The 23,586-nt window shown below is 71.2% G+C and carries 20 protein-coding genes and 1 riboswitch; of the genes, 15 read left to right on the top strand and 5 right to left on the bottom strand.

Annotation, left to right across the window (positions count from 1 at the left end):
- The first annotated feature begins 72 nt into the window (after window positions 1–72).
- From trpD to ACFY1L_RS26355, 3 genes are all read left to right on the top strand, one after another.
- On the top strand, window positions 73–1,137 hold the full coding sequence (gene trpD, locus ACFY1L_RS26365) for an anthranilate phosphoribosyltransferase (RefSeq protein WP_388829084.1): 1,065 nt from the start codon (window positions 73–75) through the stop codon (window positions 1,135–1,137).
- Between the two features lie 74 nt (window positions 1,138–1,211).
- Window positions 1,212–1,328, top strand: a riboswitch (SAM riboswitch).
- Window positions 1,329–1,491: 163 nt separating this feature from the next.
- Window positions 1,492–2,853: an aminotransferase class V-fold PLP-dependent enzyme gene (locus tag ACFY1L_RS26360; RefSeq protein ID WP_388829081.1), complete on the top strand. Its 1,362-nt coding sequence runs from the start codon at window positions 1,492–1,494 to the stop codon at window positions 2,851–2,853.
- A gap of 67 nt (window positions 2,854–2,920) precedes the next feature.
- Window positions 2,921–5,488, top strand: a complete 2,568-nt coding sequence (locus ACFY1L_RS26355) for a PQQ-binding-like beta-propeller repeat protein (protein ID WP_388829078.1) — start codon at window positions 2,921–2,923, stop codon at window positions 5,486–5,488.
- On the opposite strand, the gene ACFY1L_RS26350 is transcribed toward ACFY1L_RS26355, so the two are convergent.
- Both ACFY1L_RS26350 and ACFY1L_RS26345 read right to left on the bottom strand, forming a co-directional pair.
- Window positions 5,485–5,766, bottom strand: coding sequence for an Lrp/AsnC family transcriptional regulator (locus ACFY1L_RS26350; protein ID WP_388829075.1), 282 nt, complete (start codon window positions 5,764–5,766; stop codon window positions 5,485–5,487). The two genes, ACFY1L_RS26355 and ACFY1L_RS26350, sit on opposite strands and share 4 nt — an antisense overlap.
- Window positions 5,763–6,506, bottom strand: coding sequence for a rhomboid family intramembrane serine protease (locus ACFY1L_RS26345; protein WP_388829072.1), 744 nt, complete (start codon window positions 6,504–6,506; stop codon window positions 5,763–5,765). Before ACFY1L_RS26345 ends, ACFY1L_RS26350 begins: the two co-directional genes overlap by 4 nt.
- Before the next feature lie 156 nt (window positions 6,507–6,662).
- On the opposite strand from ACFY1L_RS26345, the gene ACFY1L_RS26340 reads away from it, so the two are divergent.
- The 5 genes from ACFY1L_RS26340 to ACFY1L_RS26320 all read left to right on the top strand — a co-directional run bounded on the left by ACFY1L_RS26340 (window position 6,663) and on the right by ACFY1L_RS26320 (window position 12,021).
- Entirely contained in the window at window positions 6,663–6,902 is a 240-nt protein-coding gene (locus tag ACFY1L_RS26340) for a hypothetical protein (RefSeq protein ID WP_361256516.1), read from the top strand.
- Between the two features lie 34 nt (window positions 6,903–6,936).
- Entirely contained in the window at window positions 6,937–8,280 is a 1,344-nt protein-coding gene (locus ACFY1L_RS26335; protein WP_388829069.1) for an NYN domain-containing protein, read from the top strand.
- 235 nt (window positions 8,281–8,515) lie between these two features.
- Window positions 8,516–9,550: an NlpC/P60 family protein gene (locus tag ACFY1L_RS26330; protein ID WP_388829861.1), complete on the top strand. Its 1,035-nt coding sequence runs from the start codon at window positions 8,516–8,518 to the stop codon at window positions 9,548–9,550.
- A 237-nt stretch (window positions 9,551–9,787) separates the two neighbouring features.
- Window positions 9,788–10,798, top strand: coding sequence for an NlpC/P60 family protein (locus ACFY1L_RS26325; protein ID WP_388829066.1), 1,011 nt, complete (start codon window positions 9,788–9,790; stop codon window positions 10,796–10,798).
- Between the two features lie 32 nt (window positions 10,799–10,830).
- Window positions 10,831–12,021: a hypothetical protein gene (locus tag ACFY1L_RS26320; protein WP_388829063.1), complete on the top strand. Its 1,191-nt coding sequence runs from the start codon at window positions 10,831–10,833 to the stop codon at window positions 12,019–12,021.
- Window positions 12,022–12,048: 27 nt separating this feature from the next.
- Here the strand turns inward: ACFY1L_RS26320 and ACFY1L_RS26315 are convergent, their stop codons facing one another.
- Window positions 12,049–12,579 (bottom strand): PadR family transcriptional regulator, encoded by a 531-nt coding sequence (locus ACFY1L_RS26315; protein WP_388829060.1) that lies wholly within the window; start codon window positions 12,577–12,579, stop codon window positions 12,049–12,051.
- A gap of 91 nt (window positions 12,580–12,670) precedes the next feature.
- Between ACFY1L_RS26315 and ACFY1L_RS26310 the strand changes: the two genes are divergently transcribed.
- Window positions 12,671–13,993 (top strand): MATE family efflux transporter, encoded by a 1,323-nt coding sequence (locus ACFY1L_RS26310; RefSeq protein WP_388829057.1) that lies wholly within the window; start codon window positions 12,671–12,673, stop codon window positions 13,991–13,993.
- Here the strand turns inward: ACFY1L_RS26310 and ACFY1L_RS26305 are convergent.
- The gene (locus ACFY1L_RS26305; protein WP_388829054.1) at window positions 13,954–15,189 is read right to left on the bottom strand and encodes a glycosyltransferase 87 family protein; all 1,236 of its coding nucleotides are present in this window, start codon (window positions 15,187–15,189) and stop codon (window positions 13,954–13,956) included. The two genes, ACFY1L_RS26310 and ACFY1L_RS26305, sit on opposite strands and share 40 nt — an antisense overlap.
- 138 nt (window positions 15,190–15,327) lie before the next feature.
- On the opposite strand from ACFY1L_RS26305, the gene ACFY1L_RS26300 reads away from it, so the two are divergent.
- Together ACFY1L_RS26300 and ACFY1L_RS26295 are read left to right on the top strand one after the other, a co-directional pair.
- A complete protein-coding gene (locus tag ACFY1L_RS26300; RefSeq protein WP_388829051.1) occupies window positions 15,328–16,470 on the top strand; it encodes a glycosyltransferase family 4 protein in 1,143 nt (380 codons plus the stop codon).
- Window positions 16,471–16,652: 182 nt separating this feature from the next.
- Entirely contained in the window at window positions 16,653–18,242 is a 1,590-nt protein-coding gene (locus tag ACFY1L_RS26295) for a GMC oxidoreductase (protein ID WP_388829048.1), read from the top strand.
- A 19-nt stretch (window positions 18,243–18,261) separates the two neighbouring features.
- On the opposite strand, the gene ACFY1L_RS26290 is transcribed toward ACFY1L_RS26295, so the two are convergent.
- Entirely contained in the window at window positions 18,262–20,058 is a 1,797-nt protein-coding gene (locus ACFY1L_RS26290) for an AMP-dependent synthetase/ligase (protein ID WP_388829045.1), read from the bottom strand.
- 295 nt (window positions 20,059–20,353) lie between these two features.
- Here ACFY1L_RS26290 and ACFY1L_RS26285 point away from each other — a divergent pair, with 295 nt between their 5' ends.
- The 4 genes from ACFY1L_RS26285 to ACFY1L_RS26270 all read left to right on the top strand — a co-directional run bounded on the left by ACFY1L_RS26285 (window position 20,354) and on the right by ACFY1L_RS26270 (window position 23,512).
- On the top strand, window positions 20,354–21,151 hold the full coding sequence (locus ACFY1L_RS26285; RefSeq protein WP_388829042.1) for a metallophosphoesterase: 798 nt from the start codon (window positions 20,354–20,356) through the stop codon (window positions 21,149–21,151).
- Window positions 21,152–21,264: 113 nt separating this feature from the next.
- On the top strand, window positions 21,265–21,708 hold the full coding sequence (locus ACFY1L_RS26280) for an SRPBCC family protein (protein ID WP_388829039.1): 444 nt from the start codon (window positions 21,265–21,267) through the stop codon (window positions 21,706–21,708).
- Between the two features lie 76 nt (window positions 21,709–21,784).
- Entirely contained in the window at window positions 21,785–22,954 is a 1,170-nt protein-coding gene (locus tag ACFY1L_RS26275; protein WP_388829036.1) for an ArsA family ATPase, read from the top strand.
- Window positions 22,955–23,011: 57 nt separating this feature from the next.
- Window positions 23,012–23,512 (top strand): DUF5304 domain-containing protein, encoded by a 501-nt coding sequence (locus ACFY1L_RS26270; RefSeq protein ID WP_388829034.1) that lies wholly within the window; start codon window positions 23,012–23,014, stop codon window positions 23,510–23,512.
- Window positions 23,513–23,586 lie beyond the last annotated feature (74 nt).

Genomic DNA, 23,586 nt, shown 5'->3' with positions numbered 1-23,586 from the left:
CCCTGAGCTGGATAGGGTGGGGATGCGCATGTGGGATGCGCACTTTCCTCTACGACACCCAGGAGCGGCCGTATGAGCGCTGTGACCCCCGCTGGAGGCGACACCGCGGCGGGCCGTTCCTGGCCCAGGCTGCTGAACGGCCTGCTGGACGGCCACGACCTCACCGCCGACGACACCGCCTGGGCGATGGACCTGATCATGCGCGGCGAGGCGACCGACGCCCAGATCGCCGGGTTCGCGGTGGCCCTGCGGGCCAAGGGCGAGACCGTCGAGGAGATCACCGGCCTGGTCCGGACGATGTACGAGCACGCGAACGTGATCGAGGTGCCCGGACGGACCGTGGACATCGTCGGGACGGGTGGCGACGGCGCGAAGACGGTGAACATCTCCACGATGTCGTCGATCGTCATCGCCGGCACGGGCGCGAAGGTCGTCAAGCACGGCAACCGGGCCGCTTCCTCGGCTTCGGGTGCCTCGGACGTCCTGGAGAAGCTGGGCGTCAATCTGGAGCTGACGCCGAAGCGGGTGGCGGAGGTCGCCGAGGAAGCCGGGATCACCTTCTGCTTCGCCGTCAAGTTCCACCCGGCGCTGCGTCATGTGGCCGCCGCCCGTGGGCAGTTGGGCATCCGGACGACCTTCAACGCCCTGGGCCCGCTGACCAACCCGGCCAAGGTGAAGGCCCAGGCGGTGGGTGTCGCCGACCCGCGTCTGGCGCCGCTCATCGCCGGCGTCCTCGCCGAGCGCGGCAACTCCTCCCTGGTCTTCCGCGGTGACGACGGCTTCGACGAGCTGACGACCACGTCCACCTCCCGGGTGTGGATCGTCCGCGACGGCAAGGTCACCGAGGAGTCGTTCGACCCGCGGGACGTGGGCATCGAGCTGGTCCCGGTGGAGGCGCTGCGGGGTGCCGACCCGGCGTACAACGCCGAGGTCGCCCGCCGCCTCCTGGACGGCGAGAAGGGCCCCGTCCGCGACGCCGTACTCCTGAACTCGGCGGCGGCCCTGGTGGCCCTCGACCCGGGCCCCGGCACCCTGGCCGAGCAGATCCGCGCCGGCATGGAGAAGGCGGCGGAGTCGATCGACTCCGGGTCGGCGAAGCGGGTGCTGGAGCGCTGGGTGGCGGCCAGCAACAAGTAGCCGACAGGCGCTGCGGTCCCGTAATTCGGACACGGGTTGCGGGACCGCGATCACTTCACGTACGTTCCTTTCCAGGTCATGAGTGACAGTCATGAGGCCCCGGCCGACTGTCCGGCAACCCTCCGTCCGTGGCGGGGTGCCCCGGGTGAAGACCAGGCCGTAGGCAGCGAGGTCTACGGCAAGCGCGGGCCCCTCTCGAAACCAGGGGTCCTGGTCGTTCGAGGGAGTCTTCTGTGAGCAAGCGAATGCGATAGGGCGTCGAGCCCCGCCTCCGCATACCCCTTTCACCTTCTCCCGTGCCGTCGACGCACCGTCCGGTACGGCGATTCCGCTTACCCCTCACAGGAGTTCGCCATGTCTGTCTCCACCGCTGCCGCCGCCACCGCCATTTGTGCTCCGCTGCCCGTTCTGGGCAGGGATGTCACCGTCCCGCTCGTCACGGGCGGCGAAGTCACCTACGCCGCGCTCGACTACGCGGCCAGCGCCCCGGCCCTGCAGCGCGTCTGGGACGACGTGGCGGCCTACGCCCCGTACTACGGCAGCGTCCACCGCGGCGCCGGCTACCTCTCGCAGCTCTCCACCGACCTGTTCGAGAACGCCCGCAGGACGGTCGCCGAGTTCCTGGACTGCCGCGCCGACGACCAGCTGATCTTCACCCGCTCGACCACGGACTCCCTGAACCTCCTCGCCGCCGCGCTCCCCGCCGACTGCCAGGTCTTCGTCTTCGAGACCGAGCACCACGCCTCGCTGCTGCCCTGGAAGGACGCCCGGGTCACCTACCTCAACGCCCCGCGCACTCCGCAGCAGGCCGTCGAGACCCTGGAGCGCGCCCTCGCCGACCGCGACCCGTTCGGCCCGGCCCTGGTCTGCGTCACCGGCGCCTCGAACGTCACCGGCGAGCTGTGGCCGGTCCGCGAACTCGCCGCCGCGGCCCACGCGCACGGCGCCCGCATCGTTCTGGACGCCGCCCAACTGGCCCCGCACCACCCGCTCTCCGTCCAGGACCTCGACGTCGATTGGGTCGCCTTCTCCGGCCACAAGCTGTACGCGCCCTTCGGCTCCGGCGTCCTGGCCGGCCGCGCCGACTGGCTGCAGGCGGCCGACCCCTACCTCGCGGGCGGCGGCGCCAGCCGCAAGGTCACCCGGCGCGAGGACGGCGGCGTGGACGTGGAGTGGCACGACAGCGCCGCCCGGCACGAGGCGGGCTCGCCGAACGTGATCGGCGCCTACTCCATCGCGTCGGCCTGCAAGGCGCTGACCGAGGCCGGCTTCGACACCCTGGTCGCCCGCGAGCAGTACCTGATCGAGAAGGTGCGGGCGGGCCTGGCCGAGGTCCCGGAGATCCGGATCCTCTCCCTCTTCGGCGACGACGCCCCGCGGGTCGGCGTGATCTCCTTCGTCGTCGAGGGCTGGAACAGCTCCCACTTCGCCGCCGCCCTCTCCGCCGAGTACGGCATCGGCGTCCGCGACGGCCTCTTCTGCGCCCACCCGCTGGTCCGCACCCTCCTGGGCAGCGACCCGCAGACCCAGGGCGAGTGCGGCGCCCCCGAGGCCGCCCCGGGCGAGAAGTCCCTCAACGCGATCCGCGTCAGCTTCGGCGCCGGCACCCCCGACGAGCACGTCGAGCGCTTCGTCACCGCAGTCAAGGAGCTGGTGACGATTGGCGCGAAGTGGCAGTACCGGACCGAGGACGGCCGCTGCGTGCCGGCGGTCTGACCCGACGTACGTCGTCTGACGTATACGCTCCCCTTCGTCAGCCGGACGCTGGACGGGGGGAGCACGGGTGGAGGCGCTGCGCGCGAACGATCCGCGGTGGATCGGGCCGTACGAGGTGCTGGGCAGACTCGGCGCGGGCGGGATGGGCGAGGTGTACCTCGCGGAGGGCCGCGGGGGTCCACGGCTGGCCGTGAAGGTGGTGCGGGCCGAACACGCGGAGGACCGCACCTTCCGGGCCCGGTTCCGTCAGGAGGTACGGGCCGCGCAGACCATCGGCGGGACGGGCACCTACACCGCCCGGGTGGTGGACGCGGACACCGAGGCCGAACGGCCGTGGATGGCCACGGAGTTCGTCGAGGGGCCGAATCTGCGCGACGCCGTCCTCGACCACGGCGCGCTGCCCGAGCAGGCGGTACGGCTCCTGGCGGGCGCCCTCGGCGAGGCGCTCACCGCGATCCACGCCAAGGGGATGGTCCACCGGGACCTGAAGCCCTCCAACATCCTGCTCTCGCCGGACGGCCCGAGAGTCATCGACTTCGGGATCGTACGAGCCCTGGAGGCGACCGCGCTGACCAACACCGGCGCGGTCGTCGGCTCGGTGGGGTACGTCTCGCCGGAGCAGATCCGCAACGGCGCCGAGGTCGGCCCGCCCAGCGACGTCTTCTCCCTGGGCGCGGTCCTCGCCCATGCCGCCGCCGGCCGGGAGCCCTTCGGTGAGGGCCAGGACTCGGTGATCCTGCTCCGCATCCTGACCCGCGACTTCGATCTCTCCGGAGTGCCCGACGGCCTGCGCGAGCTGGTGGAGGCCTGCCTGCGCGAGCAACCCGCCGACCGGCCGACTCCGGCCCGGGTGGTCGAGGCCGCCGGTCACACCGCCGAATCCCTGCGCGAAGGCCTGCGGCCGGGCTGGTACGCGACCCGGGCGGCGACCACGCCCGATCCCGTTCCGGAAGCCGACCGTTGGCTTCCGGAACGGGACTCGGGCGAGCGCGAGAGCCGGGTCGAGTACGTCGCTCCGATGACCGTCACCGATGCGACGGCCCGCCCCGCGCTGACCGGGGAGGGGGAGAACCAGGTCGACGACGTAGCTCCGCCGGGGACGACGGATGCCGCGGCCGGTGGGCGGGAGAACCTGGACGCCGCGGCCGGTGGGCGGGGGAACCCGGGCGGTGCGGACCCGATGACGGCGTCGCCGGACGCGGAGATCCGGGCCGAGGCGGCCGGTGGGCGGCTGAGCCGGGCCGACGGCGTGGCTCCGCCGGGGACGACGGACGCCGCGGCCGGTGGGCCGGAGAACCCTCGCGAGCGCGTTGCTCGGATGGATGCGCCGGATGTGCCGGTCGGGTCCGCGGCGGTCGGTGGGCGGGTGAGCCGGGCCGATGGTGTGGCCCCGATGACCGTCATGGACGTGACCGACAGCGCCGCCGCGGGCGTCGGACGTCCTTCCCGCCGGGGGTTGTTGAGGGTGCTGGTGGGCGGGGGCGTGGTCGCTGCGGGAGCCGGGACCGGTGGGTGGCTGTGGCTGCGGGACCGGGACGGCGGGGACCGGGCGGAGGGCTCCGGGGTGTCGCCCGAGGTGTCCGTGTCCACGTCCCGGTCGGCGACCGGGACCCTGCCCCCGGGGGTGAGCTGGACGTACGGCGTCGGCGGGCTCGGCGGCCGGGCGGGCGGGCGGCACGGGGCGTGCGTCGCGCTGTCACCCGCCGGCGACATCCTGTACGTCGGGGGCGCGGACGGCGCGCTGCACGCCGTGTCCCCCGCCGGGAAGAAGCTGTGGGCCACCGATCTGGGCGGGCCGGTGATGCCGCCGCTGGCCACCGCCGACGGGGCCTACTGCCTGCTGGAGAACGAGGGCGAGGGGGCGTCGAAGCTGTGCGCGGTCGGGCCGGACGGGCGGATCCGCTGGACGAAGAAGATCGCCGGACCCGTCGGCAGTCAGTTCCCCGTGGCCGCCGGTGACCTGGTGCTGGTCGCGAGCGGCACGGCGGACGCGGGTGGCGTACGGGCCTACACAGCCGCCGGCGACGTCGCCTGGTACCAGCAGACCGTCTTCGGGCCCACCAGCGAGCCGACGGTGGCGGGCGGTGTGGCCTACGTCGGCACCTTCGGGGACGTCGTGAACGCGCTCGACGTGAAGGACGGGAATCTGCGCTGGTCGGCCCCGACCGGGGGCGACACCGGGCGGCCCACACTGGTCGGGCGCAGGCTGCTGGTGGGATCCAGCGGTGACTACCCCCTGCACGGCATCAACCTCAGCGGTACGACCGTGTGGAGCACCGGCAACGACGAAGCGGGCGGCGGACGGTACTTCACCTCCGTACGCCTCGGCGACCTCGCGGTCACCACCGACCAGGGCCGGCTCGCGGCACTCGACCCCTCGGACGGGAAGACGCGGTGGACCTTCGACGGCTCGGGAGACGGATCGGACCACAGCGACCCCACGGTCGTCGGGAACACCGTCTACGTCTGTCTGGGCGGCGCCCTGTACGCGGTGGACCGCAACGGCAAGCAGCGCCGGAAACTGTCCTTCGGCGACCCCGAGCCGGACGGCGGCGTCCACAGCCCCGTACTCCACGGCACACGCGCCTACGTGGCGACCGCCGAGGGAGTCGCCGCCCTCGACATCGGCGCCTAGCCGTCCAGACCGATCGCGAACGCCGCCTCCAGGTCGTGCTGCGAGTACGTACGGAACGCCACGTGCGTGTCCGTCGCCTCCACGCCTGGGATCTTGCTGATGCTGCCCGGAATGACCTCCGCCAGATCCTCGTGCTGCTTCACACGCACCATGGCGATCAGGTCGTACGTACCGGTGACGGAAAAGACCTCGCTCACCGACTCCAGCGCAGCGATCCGTTCCGCGATCTCGGGGATCCGGTCCACGCTGGTCTTGATGAGGACGATCGCGGTGATCACGGCTGGTTCTCTCCCTCGGGGGCCGGAGCTGGGGCGGACTTCACTCTAGTCGTACGGCCGAAGCGCACCCAGGCGAAGGTGAAGCCCAGCCCGAAGCCCACCAGGTGCGCCAGATACGCCACCCCCGGCCCCTGTGCCGCCCGCTGCGCCGCCAGCCACTGCAGGGCCGCCCAGAACGGCAGGACCACCCAGGCCGGGAAGCGCAGCGGGAGGAAGAAGAGGAACGGCAGGAGACTGGTCACCCTGGCGCCGGGGAACAGGTACAGAAACGCACCGAGGACCCCGGAGATCGCCCCCGACGCGCCCACCAGGGACTGCTCGGACGCGGCGTTGGCCGCTGCGTACCCCAGCAGCGCGAGATAGCCGCAGCCGACGTAGAAGAGCGTGAACTGCACGCGGCCCATCCGTTCCTCGGTCATCACCCCGAAGACGTAGAGGAAGAGCATGTTGCCGAGCAGGTGTACCCAGCTGCCGTGGACGAACAGGGCCGTGGCCGGGGTCAGGGCGGCCCTGGGGGAGCCCTCGAACAGCTCGGCCGGGACCACGCCCCAACGGTGGAAATAGGCGCGCTGGGCGGCGAGCAGCGCGTCGCCGGAGCCGTAGGCCGGATTGAGGCCCGCTGCCGGGCCGGCCAGGAAGATCAGGCAGCACAGGGCGATCAGGCCGTACGTCACCGGTGCGGACGGCCTGCGGGGCGTCCTGAAAGTTCTGCCGACCGTCCCGCTCCAGTTGCTGATCATGAACACAGAGCATGACGTAACGGGACGCACTCGCACAGACCGCCTCGCCGCCGTGGACGGACGGGCGGCGAGTCCCCGCCAGGCCGTAGGGTTACGAGCCACACGCCCAGGGAAGCTGGCGCGTCACGGACACTAGAAGGAAAGAGCACGGTCACGATGACGGTTCCCCTCCCGACCGCCACGACGCGGTGGCGCTGCACCCTCTGCGGCAACCTCACGCGCTTCGACGTGACCCGCTCGTCGAAGGTCGTCGAGTACATCCATCTCGATCTGGCCGGCGAGCCGAAGGTCGAGGAGCGCGAGGTGGTCAGTGAGACCATCGAGTCGGTGCGCTGCCGCTGGTGCAACGCCGTGGATCAGGTGGAACTCGTGGACAGGCCGGGCGCCGACTCCTGAGCGGAGCGGCCCCACAGGTATTGGGGTGTGACGGATGGTGGAGACCACAGGCGGGGGGCCGGGCGACGGCGCCGCCGAGGTGCTCGACCGTCCGCTGCCCGACGGAGTGCGCCGCAGAGTCGTACAGATCGTCTCGGACGGGTTCGGCGGGCTGACCGTCGCCGAACTGCCCGCCCAGCTCAGGCAGTACGCCCGGTTCGCCCCGAACCGTCGGGCCAAGTTCGCCGGTAACGCCATGGCGGCCGCGCTGGAGACCGATCCGCTGTTCAGGCAGCGCATCGGGGAGAAGCTCAGAGAGGCCCAGTCGGAGCTCGCCGGCGCCCTCGACTCCGGCTCGCCGCCCCCGGCCGCGGATCCGCTCGACGTGGCGGCCGCGGCCTATGTTCTGCGCCCCACGGGCTGGGTGAAGCTCGTGACCGCGGCCGGCGAGGAGGCCCAGCGGGCCGATGCCGAGCGCGCCGACGAGGAGAGCCGGGCCGAGCTGGAGCGGCTGCGCGAGGAGCTCGACCGGGCCCGTGAGCAGACCCGGGCCGACACCGAGCAGCTGCGCGCCGAGCTGGAGGCCGCCAAGAAGGAGGCCGACTCGCTGCACCGCAAGCTGCGTGCGGCCCTCAGCGACGTCAAGCGGGGCGAGGCGGCCCTGCGCAAGACCCAGGCCGAGATCGAGGCCGTACGCACCGACGGGCAGGCCCAGGTGTCCGCCGCCGAGAGCGAGACCCGGCGGCTGAAGGCGCGGCTCGGGGAGGCGGAGGCCGCCCTGGAGGCCACGCGCAAAGCGGCGCGGGAGGGGCGCAGTGTCGAGGACATGCGCGTGCGTCTGCTTCTGGACACCGTGCTGGACGCGGCCCAGGGGCTGCGCCGGGAGCTGGCGTTGCCGCCCGTGTCCGTACGGCCCGCCGAGACCGTCGATGCGGTCGAACCGGGACGAATGACCCCGAAGGACATCGCCGCGCGGGCCCTGTCCGAGCATGATCCGGCCATCCTGGACCAGCTCCTCGCCCTGCCGCAGGCGCATCTGGTCGTCGACGGCTACAACGTCACCAAGACCGGCTATCCCCAAATGCCCCTGGAGAAGCAGCGGTTGAGGCTCCTCGGGCAGCTCTCCCAGCTCGCCGCCCAGACCGGCGCCGAGGTGACCTGTGTCTTCGACGGGGCCGAGCTGGCCGCGCCGGTACTGCTCGCGCCGCCGCGCGGGGTGCGGGTGCTGTTCTCCAAACCGGGCGTCACCGCGGACGAGTTGATCCGCCAGCTGGTGCGCGCCGAGCCGCCGGGCCGGCCCGTCATCGTCGCCTCGACCGACCGGGAAGTGGCCGACGGAGTGGCCCGCGCGGGGGCGCGGCCGGTCGCCTCGGCGATGCTTCTGAAGCGGCTGTCGTAGCGCCCGTCGTAGCGCCTGTCTTAAACGTCGAACTTGCAGGTTTAATGCCCGAATTGGCGGGATCGTCACGCAACGTAGCGTCAACCGCGGATCACACCATGTGAGTTGTGTGCAAAGAATGCATTGCGTGACGGGATTTTTTGGTGGGAGGATTTGATCTGATCACAGGAACATCACTAGGGTCTGGCACCGAACCTCCGAGCGGGTGATCACTCAGAAGAAGGAGTTCACCTCCGTGCCGTCCCATCGCCGACCCAAGCAGCCGAGTCGCACACGTGTGACCGTGCTGACCACCGCAGCCGCCGCCGCTGTCGCGTTCAGCGCGCAGGCCGCCAACGCCGCGCCGAGCGAGAAGCCCAGCAAGGACGAGGTCAAGGCGAAGGTCGACAAGCTCTACGAGGAGGCCGAGCAGGCCACCGAGAAGCTCAACGGCGCCAAGGAGAAGCAGGAGAAACTCCAGAAGGAGATCTCCACCATCCAGGACAACGTGGCGCGCGGCCAGGAGGAGCTCAACACCCTGCGCGACTCGATCGGCCTGGCGGCGGCGGCCCAGTACCGCACCGGCACCATCGACTCCTCCCTCCAGCTGTTCCTGTCGTCGAACCCCGACGACTACCTGGACAAGGCGTCCACCGCCGACCAGCTCAGCGCCCAGCAGGTCGAGGCGCTGAAGAAGATCCAGGAGAAGCAGCGCGAGCTCGCCCAGGAGCGGGCCGAGGCCTCCGACAAGCTCAAGGACCTCGCCTCCACCCGCACCGAACTGGCCAAGAAGAAGAAGCAGGTCCAGGGCAAGCTCGCCGAGGCGCAGAAGCTCCTCAACACCCTGACGGCCGCGGAGCGGGCGGCGCTCAACGCCGCGGACCAGCGCGCCAGCCGTGACGCCGCCTCGCGCGTGGACCTCGGCGACGACACCTCCGCCTCCGGCCGCGCGGCCGCCGCCTTCCAGGCAGCCCAGACCCAGCTCGGCAAGCCGTACGTCTACGGCGCCACCGGCACCGCCTCCTACGACTGCTCGGGCCTGACCTCCTGGGCCTACGCCCAGGCCGGCGTCTCCATCCCGCGCACCTCGCAGGCCCAGGCCAACGCCGGCACGCGGATCTACAGCCAGAGCCAGCTCAAGGTCGGCGACCTCGTGCTCTTCTACGGCGACCTGCACCACGTCGGCCTCTACGCGGGCAACGGCCAGGTGATCCACGCCCCGCGCACCGGCACGGTCGTGCGCTACGAGTCGATCGGGAACATGCCGTTCCAGTTCGGCGTCCGGATCTGACGCCCACCCCCCGGGGTTCGTTTCAAGATCGGGACACCACGCCGCCCGAACGGGCGAATTGCGCGAAGCCGCGCTGACCTCACGCCCCGCCGATGACCTGCGTCAGAGGCGGGGCGTCACTGTGTGTGCCCACGGAGGTCTTTGGCCCGGGCCCTGCCGCGCGGCTACTGTCTGCCGCGTTTCCCCGCTGCGGCGGGGAGGCAGTCCCTGTCGCCAACGGAAGGAGCGCGGCTTCCCGTGGGCTCCCATCGCCGCCTTGCACCGACGTCCGGGTTCAACCAGGGTGCCGGTGCCGCCCTGTGTGTGTTGTCCGCCGCGGCCGCCGCCCTCGGCGGCGTACCGGCGAACGCCGCCCCGCACGAGGACACCAGGGCCGAGGTGGACCGCCTCTACACGGAGGCCGAGAAGGCGACCGAGGCCTACAACAAGGCCGACGAGAGCGCCGGAAGGCTGCGCAGACAGGTCGGTGACGCGCAGGACCGGATCGCCCGGCAGCAGGAACGCATCAACACCATGCGGGACAAGCTCGGTTCGCTGGCCGGCGCCCAGTACCGCTCCGGCGGCATCGACCCGGCCCTGGCCCTGCTGTTCTCCGACAACCCGGCCGACTACCTCGACAAGGCCTCCGTCCTCGACCGGATCACCGCCCACGACGCCGGCGAACTCCAGGACCTGCAGTCGGCCATGCGCGACCTCGCCCAGGAGCGCGCCGAGGCGGTCGGCAAGCTCGCCGAGCTGGAGAAGAGCCGCAAGGCCGTCGCCATCCACAAGAAGGCCGTCGAGCGCAAGCTCGCCAAGGCCCGGCGGCTGCTCAACTCCCTGCCGTACGCGGAGCGCGCCGCCTACGCCCGCGCCTCCCGGGCCGGCGGCATCCCCGACTTGGGCAGCGCCCTGCCGTCCTCGGCCCGCGCGGCCGCCGCGATCGCCGCCGCCCGCTCCGCACTCGGCAGGCCGTACGTCTGGGGCGCCAACGGCCCCTCCGGCTTCGACTGTTCGGGCCTGATGCAGTGGGCGTACGGACGGGCCGGGATGCAGCTGCCGCGCACCTCGGAGGAGCAGCGGTACGCCGGTCGGCAGGTCCCGCTCTCCGAGGCGCGCCCCGGAGACCTGGTCACCTACCACTCCGACGCCAGCCATGTCGCGATGTACATGGGCAACGGCCAGGTCATCCACGCGCCCTATCCCGGCGCGCCCGTGCGCTACGACCCGGTGGACATGATGCCGGTGTCCTCGGTCACCAGGGTCTGACCACACGCCTTCATCGACCGTACGATCGTAAGATGGCTGGTCGCAGGCGGGCGTCGAGGTTCTCAGTGGTGGCGCTCGTGCTGCTGCTCGTCTCGCTGGTGGCGTGCGGCGGGCAGCCCGCCGCCGACAGTGCCAAGGCCGATCTGCAGCGGCTCCTGGACCGGCGGTCCACCGCCGTCCTCGACCGCGACCAGAGCGCCTTCCTCAGGACGGGCGCGCTCGGCTGGTTCGAGAACCTGCGCGGGGTGCCCCTCGCGTCCTGGTCCTACCGAGTCACCGCCCTGCACCGCACCGGCGACCGGGCCACCGCCGACGCCGAACTGCGCTACGAGCTCCAGGGCTACGACAAGGCCCCCGTCACCGTCGGCCGCACCCTGACCCTGAGCCGGGAATCGGACGGGCGCTGGTACGTGGACGCCGACAAGCCCGCCAAGAAGTCCGCCCAGCAGCTGTGGGACCAGGGCCAGGTGACCGTCGTACGCGGCAGCCACAGCCTCGTCCTCGGCATCGGGCACTCCAACGAGTCGCTGCACACCTACGCCGACCTCGCGGACACCGCGGTGCCGGCCGTGTCGGTGGCGTGGGGGAGCGACTGGGCGCGGCACGTCGTGGTGCTCGTACCGGATTCGGTGAACGGCATGGCGGGGCTGCTCGGTTCGCCCGCCTCCCAGTACCGCGGGATCGCGGCGGTCACCACCGGAGAGGTGGGCGGCCCGCCGACCGCGCCCGCGGACCGGATCATCGTCAACCCCGACGCGTACGCCCTCCTCGGCACCCTCGGCAAGCAGGTCGTGCTCACCCACGAGACCACCCATGTCGCCACCCGCGCCCACACCACCGCCGCCACCCCGCTGTGGCTGTCCGAGGGGTACGCCGACTGGATCGGCTACCGCGGCACCGGCCGCACCCCGTCCGAGGCCGCGCCGGAGCTGGCGCGGGCGGTCGCCGCGGGGAATGTGCCGGCGGATCTGCCGACCGACAAGGACTTCGGGTTCAGCGGTGACGCGACGAAGCTCGCGCAGGCCTACGAGGGCGGCTGGCTGGCCTGCCGGCTGATCGCCGAGCACTGGGACGCGGTGAAGCTCGGCCAGTTCTACCGGGCTGTCGGCGACCACGGGCAGCGGGCCGGTTCGGTCGAGGGCGCGCTGAAGAAGGTGCTCGGGACGACCCTGGAGCAGTTCACGCAGGAGTGGCGGGACTACCTCCGGACTCAACTCGGCTGACCTGGGATCGAATTCGGCTGATCCAAGTCAATTCGGCCGGTCCAGAAGGCCGATGGCCTCTTCCAGCCAGGCCCGCTCCGCCTCGCCGGTCGCCCGCGCCACCCGCAGCATGCCCTGCCGGAAGAGGTCGTCCGCCTGCTCCGCGCGGACGGGCTTCCCGGCGTCGTAGAAGAAGCTGGAGGGGGCCTGGAGGAACTCCAGGCGGCGGCGGAGGACCGCGGCCTGTTCGTGGCGGTCCGGCAGGTGGCGCAGGAAGGCCAGGACCGTGTTGAAGCGGACCTGGTCGGTGATCTCCGGCTGTTTCGGGTGGCGCAGGCGTTCCAGCAGGTCCTCGCGGCCCTTGTCGGTGAGGGAGAGGATGCGGCGCGGCGCCGCGCTCGCGCCCGGCTCGGTGTGCTGGTCGAGCTTGCCGGCGGTGACGAGGCGGGTGAGGGCCGGGTAGAGGGCACCGTCGCTGACCGGGCGGACATGGCCGCTCAGTGCCTTGATGCGTTCCTTCAACTCGTACCCGTGCAGCGGCTGTTCGGCCAGGAAGCCCAGGATCGACAGTTCCAGCAACGTTTCCTCCTTGCGGGCGCGGTGCGTCGATGGTACCTCTTATCGAGCTACCTCGAATCGAGGTAGTTTGTATCGAGGGGGTCGGATCGTCGTGAACGCTCACCGGAAACAGCTCGTCTCGCTCGCCCGCCCGGTCTACTTCTCGCTTCTCGCGACCGTCGCCGCCGGGATCATCAACACCGTCTGGGTCTCCCGGCTGGGCGGTCCGGCCGTGGCCGCCGTGGCCGTGGCGACCAACACCGAGAACGTGCTGCTCGGCGTCTCACTGGTCTTCGCCTCCGGTACGACCGTGCTGGTCGCGCACGCCAGGGGAGCGCGGGATCCGGGGGCGGTGCGGGCCGCCGTGCGCGGGGGCTGGGCGCTGTGCGCGCTGGTGACGCCGGTGGTCGTGGTGGGCGGGCTGCTGCTGCGCGAGCCGCTGGCCCGGCTGGTGCTGGGCGGGGGCGACGGTGCCGCCGTGCCGCTCGCCGTCGCCTACTTCGCGATCTCGCTGCCGGGCATCGCCGTCTTCTTCGCGCAGAACCTCGTCGACGGCATCCTCAAGGGCGCCGGCGACACGAAGACGCCCATGCGGCTGGCGCTGCTCGCGAACGGGCTGATCCTGGTGTGCGACCCGTTCCTGATCCATCTGTACGGGGTCCGCGGCGCCGCCGCCTCGACCGTGCTGTGCCGCTGCGTGGCCCTCGGGGCGGGGCTGGTCGCGCTGCGCCGGAACGCCTTGCTGCGTACGGCACTCGGGGTCCCGCCCGCCGAGCCCGTCGGGGCCGCGGTGCGGCGCACGCTGAGGACCGGGCTGCCGATGTCCGCCGACTTCACCGTGCGGCAGGGCGGCGCGCTGGTCCTGGTCGCCGTCGTGGCCCGGCTCGGGGTGACGGCGGTGGCGGCGTACTCGATCGCGTACAAGGTCATGTACGTCGCCACCATGGCGTTCTACTCGGTGCGGCAGGCGGCCTCGATCCACACCGCCCACACGCGGGGTGCGGGGCAGGACGCGCGGCCGGCCATCGGGCGGCAGGCGGTGCTGGTGTCGGGGACGGTCGGGACGGGGGCGGCCGCGCTCCTGTTCTGCACTGCCCCCTGGATCATGGCCGCCTTCGGCGCCGGGCCCGACGTCGCGCACGCCGGCGTGCTCTTCCTGCGCTGCATCGGGCCGTACCTGCTGCTGATGGCCGGCTTCATCGCGCTCGGCGGGGTCTTCGAGGGGAGCGGGGGAGCGCCGGTGCTGCTGCGGGTGACGGTGCTCGGCACGGCGGTCCAACTCCCGCTCGCGTACGGCCTGTCGGGGCTCGGCCTGCCGGGCGTGTGCCTGGCCCTGGCGCTCGCGATGGCCGTGCAGTGCGCGGTGGTGGCGGTGCTGTTCGCCCGTACCCGGCGTCAGGAAGAGGTCGAGGTCTCCTTGGTACGGGTCGCCTGAGTGGGAAGGGCGGGTACCGGCTCGCGGGAGACCGTCGACTGCCACAGCTCCACGGCACCGAGCAGGGCGGCGACGACCAGGAGGCCGTTGCGGAGGATCAGGAGGGTGACGCCGAGGGTGTCGCTGGCGACCACGTGCGCGAACCAGATCGGGAACTCCAGCACCGTCACGAAGGCCGCCGCGAGGACGAGGTACACGGGCAGCTGCATGCGGCTGCTGCGGAAGCACAGGCAGACGGCGGCCAGGCCGACCAGCCACACCATGTACTGCGGGCTGATCACCCGGCTGGTGGCCGTGAACATCAGCACCCCGACGAAGGCCGCGTCGGCGAGCGTGTTCGGCAGGAACCGCGTCGCCATCAGCCGCCACAGCAGCATCCAGCCGAAGGCGACACCGGTGAGGAACAGCGCCGCCGAGCTGACCAGGTTCACATACGGGCCGAGGAACTCCACCGAGCCGTAGTTGAGCAGCACCTGGCCGTCCCAGCCGAACTGCCGGGCGATGTGGAAGACGAGCGAGCCCAGCGACTCCACCTCGGTGCCGCGGTTGCGCTGGAAGGTCAGGAAGGAGAACGCGCCCGGCATGGACACCGCGAACAGCGCCGCCAGCGCGGCCACCGTGCCCGCCGCCCAGCCCCAGGCGACGCGCTTGCGGACGCCGACCAGCAGCAGTGCCGGCCACACCTTCAGCATCGCCGCGAAGCCCACGAGGGCGCCCATCACGCGGGGATGGCGGGCGCCCGCGAGCAGCGCGGCCACCGCCACCGCGGTCACCATCACGTCGTAGCGGGCGTACACGGTGGGCCCGAGCAGCGGTACGCCCACCACCCACACCCAGGCGCCGCGCAGCGTCTTGCCCGGGCGCAGACCGGCGTACAGCATCAGGCACAGGACGGCCAGGTCGGCCACGAAGGCGAGGACGAAGAAGGCCGACGCGTAGTCGAGGAAGGGCAGCAGCCCGGGGGAGAGGATCGCGAGGGCGGCCGCCGGCGGGTACTGCCAGGTGACGTCGTCCAGCGGGAAGGTGCCGGTGCGCAGCGTCTCGTACCAGCCCTGGTAGATCACGGACACGTCGCTGGTGACGTCCGGGCCGGGGAAGACGTAGACCTTGAACACGAACAGCAGCAACAGCAGCCTGGTGAGGCCCCAGGTCCCCAGCAGCCCCGCCAGGGACCGCCTTGCACCCGCAATGTCCACCTGAGCCCCTGTTCGCTGACTTTTCCGGCCTGGCCTGCTTCCTCGTCCTGAGTGGACATGATGTCCTGCGTTGCTGTGTGCCCGCCATAAACGTGGCCGTGGCGAGCTGTGCGGGAGCGTTGGATAGGGTCGGCGGCGATGCACAAGACCCTGATCGTGACGAACGACTTCCCGCCCCGCCCGGGCGGTATCCAGGCGTTCCTGCACAACATGGCACTGCGGCTCGACCCCGAGCGCCTCGTCGTCTACGCGTCCACCTGGAAGCGCAGCAAGGAGGGGATCGAGGCTACGGCCGCCTTCGACGCCGAGCAGCCCTTCACGGTCGTACGGGACTCGACGACGATGCTGCTGCCCACGCCGGGCGCGACCCGGCGGGCGGTCGGGCTGCTGCGCGAGCACGGCTGTACGTCGGTGTGGTTCGGGGCGGCGGCGCCGCTCGGCCTGATGGCGCCGGCGCTCAGGAAGGCCGGTGCCGAGCGGCTGGTGGCCACGACCCACGGTCACGAGGCCGGCTGGGCCCAGCTGCCCGCCGCGCGGCAGCTGCTGCGCCGGATCGGGGAGTCGACGGACACGATCACCTATCTCGGCGAGTACACCCGCTCGCGGATCGCCGCCGCGCTGACGCCGGACGCGGCCGGGCGGATGGTGCAGCTGCCGCCGGGCGTCGACGAGAAGACCTTCCATCCCGAGTCGGGCGGTGATGTCGTCCGGGCGCGGCTGGGGCTGACGGACCGGCCCGTGGTCGTGTGCGTGTCCCGGCTGGTGCCGCGCAAGGGACAGGACACGCTGATCCTCGCGATGCCGCGCATCCTGGCCGCCGAGCCGGACGCGGTGCTGCTGATCGTCGGCGGCGGACCCTACGACAAGGAGCTGCGCAAGCTGGCGCACGAGACCGGCGTCGCCGACTCGGTGCGCTTCACGGGCGCCGTGCCCTGGTCCGAGCTGCCCGCCCACTACGGCGCCGGCGACGTCTTCGCGATGCCGTGCCGCACGCGCCGTGGCGGCCTCGACGTCGAGGGGCTCGGCATCGTCTACCTGGAGGCGTCGGCGACCGGGCTGCCGGTCGTCGCGGGCGACTCGGGCGGCGCCCCGGACGCGGTACTCGACGGCGAGACCGGCTGGGTGGTCCGCGGCGGCTCCGCCGAGGAGGCGGCCGACCGCATCGTCGTCCTTCTCGGGGACGCGGAGCTGCGTCGCCGGATGGGCGAGCGGGGCCGGGAGTGGGTCGAGGAGAAGTGGCGGTGGGATCTACTCGCCGAGAAGCTCAAGGCGCTCCTTTAGGGGCGCGGGGAACTGCGCGACCAGCCACAATCGGCCCGCAGCCGCCCGACTGAGTACCTGGCACCCCAGATGGCGCCCCAAACCCGGCAGTAGCTCTAGTCGGAACCGAATAATCCGCACATGCTGCGCGCATGACAGCAAAACTGATGCAGCGTCAGCTGACTAGACGTCAAATCCTGGGCATGGCTGCCCTCCAGACCGCCGCCGCGGCCGGCCTCACCCGTATCGGCCTCCAGTCCGCTCAGGCCGCCGAGGAAGCGGCCGCCGTCGACAACGCCCCCGCCATCGTGGTCGGTTCGGGCTACGGCGGCGCGGTCGCCGCCCTGCGCCTCGGCCAGGCCGGCATCCGTACCCTCGTCCTCGAGATGGGCCGGCTGTGGAACACTGCCGGCTCCGACGGCAAGATCTTCTGTTCCACCGCCGCCCCGGACCAGCGCTCCATGTGGTTCCGGACGCGCACGGAGGCCCCGCTGGCGACCTTCCTGTGGCTGGACGTCGTCAACAAGGACATCAGCCCGTACCCCGGCGTCCTGGACCGCGTGCACTACGACAACATGTCCGTGTACGTCGGGCGCGGTGTCGGCGGCGGCTCCCTGGTCAACGGCGGTATGGCGGTCACCCCGCTCCAGTCTTACTTCGCCGAGCAGTTCCCGGGCGTGGACACCGCGGAGATGTACAACACGTACTTCCCGCGGGCCCGTTCCATGCTCGGCGTCAACACCGTCGACCCCACGTGGTTCGAGTCGACCGAGTGGTACCGGTTCACCCGGACCTCCCGGAAGGCCGCCTCGAACGCCGGCCTGAAGACCACCTTCGTGCCGAACGTCTACGACTTCGACTACATGGAGCGCGAGGCGGCCGGTACGGCGACCAAGTCCGCGCTCGGGCAGGAGGTGATCTACGGCAACAACTACGGCAAGCGGAGCCTCGACAAGACGTACCTCGCTTCCGCGCTCGGCACCGGGAACGTGACCATCAACACCATGGAGCGGGTGAAGGCCATCAGCCGGGCGAGCGACGGGAGTTGGCTGCTCACCGCCGACCGGATCGACAACACCGGCGCGGTCGTCGAGACCAAGCAGTACGGCTGCACGTACCTCTTCCTCGGCGGCGGCAGCCTCGGCACCACCGAACTCCTCGTCCGGGCACGGGAGACGGGCACGCTGCCCGCGCTGGACGCGAGCGTCGGCGCCGGGTGGGGGACCAACGGCAACGTGATGCTGGGCCGCGCCAACCACCTGTGGGACACCGTCGGCGCCAACCAGTCGACCATGCCGGTCATGGGCATCGACGACTGGGCCAACACCGCCAACCCCGTCTTCGCGGAGATCGCCCCCCTGCCGACGGGCCTGGAGCACTGGGTCAGCCTCTATCTGGCGATCACCAAGAACCCGGAGCGCGCCTCGTTCACGTACGACTCGACGAGCGGGGGCGTGAAGCTGGGCTGGAGCGCCGCACAGAGCGCGGTCTCCGTCTCCATGGCCAAGAAGCTGTTCGACCGGATCAACTCGGCGAACGCCACGATCTACCGCTACGACCTGTTCGGCTCGTCCAACAAGGTCTTCGCCGACGACTTCTGCTACCACCCGCTGGGCGGCTGCGTGCTGGGCAGGGCGACCGACAACTACGGCCGGGTGAAGGGGTATTCGAAGCTCTACGTCACCGACGGCTCGCTGGTGCCGGGGTCGATCGGCGTGAACCCGTTCGTGACGATCACCGCGCTCGCCGAACGGACGATGGCGCGGGTCCTCGTCGAGGACACCGCGCCATGACGAACCGTCAAGAGGCCCGCTACTTCGCGTAGATGGCCTCGATCTCGGCCGAGTAGTCCTTCGCCACCACATTGCGCTTGAGCTTCAGCGAGGGCGTCAGGTGGCCCGACTCCTCCGTGAACTGGGAGGACAGAATGCGGAACTTCCGCACCGATTCCGCCTTCGACACCGCGGCGTTGCCGTCGTCGATTGCCGACTGGATCGCGGCCTGCAGGTCCGCGTCCTCGCGCAGCGACGCCGCGGTGGAGCCCGCCGGCTTGCCGTGCTCGTCGGCCCAGCGGCCCAGGAACTCCTCGTCGATGGTGACCAGCGCGCCCACGAACGGCCGCCCGTCGCCCACCACCATGCACTCCGCGACCAGGGCGTGCGCCCGGATGCGGTCCTCGATCACGGCCGGGGCGACGTTCTTGCCGCCCGCGGTGACGATGATCTCCTTCTTGCGGCCGGTGATCCTGAGGTAGCCGTCCTCGTCGAGGGTGCCGATGTCACCGGTGTGGAACCAGCCGTCGGCCAGCGCCTCCGCGGTCGCCGCCTCGTTGTTCCAGTACCCCTTGAACAGGTGCTCGCCGTGCAGCAGCACCTCGCCGTCGTCCGCGATCCGGATCACCGAGCCGGGCAGCGGCTGGCCGACCGTGCCGATCTTCTGGCGGTCCCAGGGGTTGAAGGCGGTGGCGGCACAGGACTCGGTCAGGCCGTAGCCCTCCAGGACCGAGAAGCCGATGCCGCGGAAGAAGTGGCCCAGGCGCTCGCCCAGCGGGGCGCCGCCGGAGATGGCGTACTCGCCGCGGCCGCCGAGCACCGCACGCAGCTTGCTGTATACGAGCTTGTCGAACGTCTTGTACTTGATCTTCAGACCGAGCGAGGGACCGGACGGGGTGTCCAGCGCGCGGCTGTACGCGATCGCCGTGTCCGCCGCCTTGTCGAAGATCTTGCCCTTGCCGTCCGCCTGCGCCTTGGCCCGCGCCGAGTTGTAGACCTTCTCGAAGACGCGCGGCACACCGAGGATCAACGTCGGCCGGAAGGAGGCCAGTTCGTCGGTGAGGTTCTTGATGTCCGGGACCAGGCCCAGCTTGATCGGCGCCATCATCGGCGCGATCTGCACCAGCCGGCCGAAGACGTGCGCGAGCGGCAGGAAGAGCAGGACGGAGCAGTCGCCCGTGCGGAACAGCGGACGCAGCCGCTCCACGATGTTGCCGCACTCGGCGAAGAAGCTGCGGTGGGTGAGCACACAGCCCTTGGGGCGGCCGGTGGTGCCGGAGGTGTAGACGATCGTCGCCGGGTCGTCGGCCCGCGCCAGCGAGCTGCGGTCCTCGACCATCGCGTCGGTGACGTCCTTGCCGAGGTTGCCCAGCTCCTCGAGCGCGCCGGCCTCGATCTGCCAGACGTGCTTGAGGGCGGGCAGCGACTCGCGCACCGACTCGACGGCGGCCGTGTGGTTGTCCAGCTCGACGATCATGGCGGTCGCGCCCGAGTCGGACAGGATCCACTGCACCTGCTCCGGCGAGCTGGTCTCGTACACCGGCACGGTGACCGCGCCCGCGCTCCAGATCGCGAAGTCCAGCAGCGTCCACTCGTAACGGGTGCGGGACATCAGACCGACCCGGTCGCCGGGCTGGACGCCGGAGGCGATGAGCCCCTTGGCGGCCGCGTGCACCTCGGCGAGGAAGGTCGTGGCCGTCACGTCCTGCCACTGGCCGCCCACCTTGCGGGCGATCACGGCCACGTCGGGATGCTGCGCGGCGTTTCTGCGGACGATGTCGGTGAGATTGCCGTCCGCAGGGACCTCGTACAAAGCCGGAAGGCTGAACTCGCGCAAGACTGCTGCTCCTAATAAGGCGCCGGCGCCACGACGTTGTGTGATGCGACGGTGGGTCCAAGGCTCGGGCAGGTGCTCAGAGCTTCAGTGGTTGAAATACTGAGCACGACTGGACTGCCCGGACGTTACCCGCCGGTATGGCTTCTTCGACAGGGGGTCCCGGCGAGATGTTCGCTGCGTCACACAGGTTGGTGTTCCTACGCGTACGGTAGTCCACCGGCTAACTGACCGGCCAGTAACCGCAGGTCCCGCCGCCACTGTTCACGTACACCCCACACGCTTACCCTTGATCGCCATGGCATCCACACCAGCCGGCAACCGCAGGACACGTGTCCATGTGGTCAGCGACGTGCACGGCAACGCCCGTGACCTGGCCCGAGCCGGCGAGGGCGCCGATGCCCTGATCTGCCTGGGCGACCTGGTCCTCTTCCTGGACTACGCCGACCACTCGCGCGGGATCTTCCCCGATCTGTTCGGCCAGGAGAACGCCTCCCGCATCGTCGAACTGCGCACCGCCCGCCGCTTCGAGGAGGCCAGGGAGTTCGGGGCGCAGCTGTGGGGCGGCATCGGCATGGACCGGGCCGCCGCGATCGAGAAGGCGGTGCGCAAGCAGTACGCAGAGATGTTCGCGGCGTTCCCGACACCGACGTACGCGACGTACGGCAATGTCGATATGCCGCCTCTCTGGCCGGAGTACGCCGGACCGGGTACGACCGTGCTGGACGGCGAGACCGTGGAGATCGGCGGCTGGACGTTCGGCTTCGTCGGCGGCGGCCTCAGAACGCCGATGCGCACCCCGTACGAGATCAGCGACGAGGAGTACGCGGCGAAGATCGAGGCGGTGGGCGAGGTGGACGTCCTGTGCACGCACATCCCGCCGGAGGTGCCCGAGCTGGTCTACGACACGGTGGCCCGCCGCTTCGAGCGCGGCAGCCATGCGTTGCTGGAGGCGATTCGACGGACCCGGCCCCGTTATGCCCTGTTCGGTCATGTCCACCAGCCGTTGGTGCCGCGGATGCGGATCGGTGCCACGGAGTGTGTGAACGTGGGCCACTTCGCGGGGACCGGCAAGCCCTGGGCGCTTGAATGGTGAATGAACGCAGGTGGGGGTGAAGTCGGGTGGTCACGTGCGCGGTAGCCTTCACGCTGCGCACACCGTGCGCAGGACGACGTCTTTACCGGCCCGCATCTGGAGGAGCCACGGCGATGGCGGAACACACCAGCTCGAGCATCACGATCGAGGCGGCACCGGCCGATGTCATGGGGGTGATCGCCGACTTCGCCCGCTACCCGGACTGGACCGGCGAGGTGAAGGAGGCGGAGGTCCTCGAATCCGACGCCCAGGGCCGCGCCGAGCAGGTCCGCCTCGTCATGGACGCCGGCGCGATCAAGGACGACCAGGTCCTGGCGTACACCTGGACCGGCGAGAACGAGGTCTCCTGGACGCTGGTCAAGTCCCAGATGCTGCGGTCGCTCGACGGCTCGTACATCTTGAAGGCGGCGGGGGCGGGGGCGACCGAGGTCACGTACCAGCTGACCGTGGACGTCAAGATCCCGATGCTGGGAATGATCAAGCGCAAGGCCGAGAAGGTCATCATCGACCGGGCGCTGGCGGGGCTGAAGAAGAGGGTGGAGACCGGGGAGAAGTAGGCGGGGCCCTCCGGCCGCCCGGCCCACGCCGGTCCACGGCTCGGTCGCCCGCCAGGCACAGGTACCGTTCAGCATCATGCGCACCATCCTGATCACGGGTCCTGGCGGTAGCGGGCGTACGACTGTTGCGGCCGCCACCGCTCTCGCCGCCGCCCGCCAGGGCACCCGCACCCTGGTCCTCAGCGCCGACCGCACCGACACCCTCGGTGCGGCGCTCGGCGTGGCGACCGGGGCGGCCCCCGTCCAGGTCGCCCCGAACCTCACCGCCTGGCGGCCCGATGCCACCGCCGGTTTCCGGGACGATCTCGCCGGTTTTCAGGAACGTGCCGCCGGTGTCCTCGATCTCCTCGGTGCCTCCCGGCTGGACGCCGAGGAGGTCACGCCCCTCCCCGGTGCCGAGGAGCTCACGCTGCTGCGGGCCCTCAGGGACGCCGCCCTCGCCGAGGCCCACGACCTGCTGATCGTCGACCTGTCGGCCACCCCGCAGGCCCTCGCCCTGCTCGCCCTGCCCGAGGAACTGCGCCGCTATCTGCGCCGTCTGCTCCCGCCCGAGCGGCAGGCGGCCCGTGCGCTGCGCCCCGTCCTCGGGCGGCTGGCCGGCGTCCCCATGCCCTCGGAGTGGCTGTACGAGACCGTCGCCCGCTGGGACCTCGAGCTCGGCGCCGTCGAGGCCGTCCTCGCCGACCGGAACACCGTCGTACGGCTGGTCGCCGAACCCGGCCCGGCCGGCGCCGACGCCGTGCGCTCCGCCGGGCTCGCCCTGGCCCTGCGCGGCCTGCGCCCCGACGCCCTGGTCGCCAACCGGGTGCTGCCCGAGGAAGCGGGGGTCACCTGGCTCGCCGGGCTCGCCGCCCAGCAGCGCAAGGTCCTGGAGGAGTGGCAGGAGTCGTACGACGTCCGGACGGTCACCCACCTCGGGCACGACCCGCGCGGCACCGACGACCTCACCGGCCTCGCCGTCCCCGGCGTCAAGGACACGACCTCCACCGTCGAGTGGCCCGTCACCGACCGGCTCGCCGACGACGGCGTGCTCGTCTGGCACATCCCGCTGCCCGGTGCGATACGCGACGATCTGGACCTGATCCGGCGCGGGGACGAACTCGTCGTCGCCGCCGGGCAGTTGCGCCGAATCGTCCCGCTTCCGTCCGCCCTGCGCCGCTGCACCGTCGACGGGGCGGCGCTGCGCGAGGGCGAACTGCGCATCCGGTTCGCGCCGGACCCCGATCTGTGGCCGGACAGGCCGTGAACCACGTACGCCCATTCGGGTAACGTCGTAGAGACGAACCGTAGTCAGGAGGTCGTCATGAGCGAAGAGCTCCCCCCGTCCGACGCCGGAGAGCACGAGGCGATCGACGAGGTGCGGGCGACCGACGCCGACGCCTGGGCGACGGCGTGCGCCGAGGACCTCGCGGCGGAGAAAGCCCGCCGCCGCGCCGAGTACGGCCCGCCCCCGGGCTCGGCCGCCGAGGAACTGCGCAAGCTCGTCGACGCCGTGTCGGAGAAGCTGTCGTCCATCCAGTCGCCGCTGTTCGGCGCGGTGGCCGGACCCGCCGCCCAGCAGGTGGTCAAGCAGGTCGTCCAGCAGGCGAAGGCCGCGGTCGAACCGGTCATCGAGCGCAACCCGGACGTCTTCGACCACCTGGCGGCGGCCGGCAACGAACTGCTCGCCGCCTACCGCTCCGCGGTCCAGGCACAGGAACAGCGCTGGACGGCCCGTACGACCGACCTGCACAAGGATCTGGACGAGCACAACAAGGACGGTGGCGAGGGCACCGGCCCCGGTCAGCGCATCGACCTGGACTGAACGCCCCGGCGAACATGTCCCATGAACCCGCCGGGCCCGCCCACGGTTCGGACGACGCGAATCCCACGGCAGGG

Source organism: Streptomyces sp. NPDC001663 (assembly GCF_042893105.1).
In the GTDB taxonomy this organism is placed as follows: Bacteria; Actinomycetota; Actinomycetes; order Streptomycetales; family Streptomycetaceae; genus Streptomyces.
Note: the sequence above shows the minus strand (reverse complement) of the source record. Positions and strands in the feature narration are given on the sequence as shown.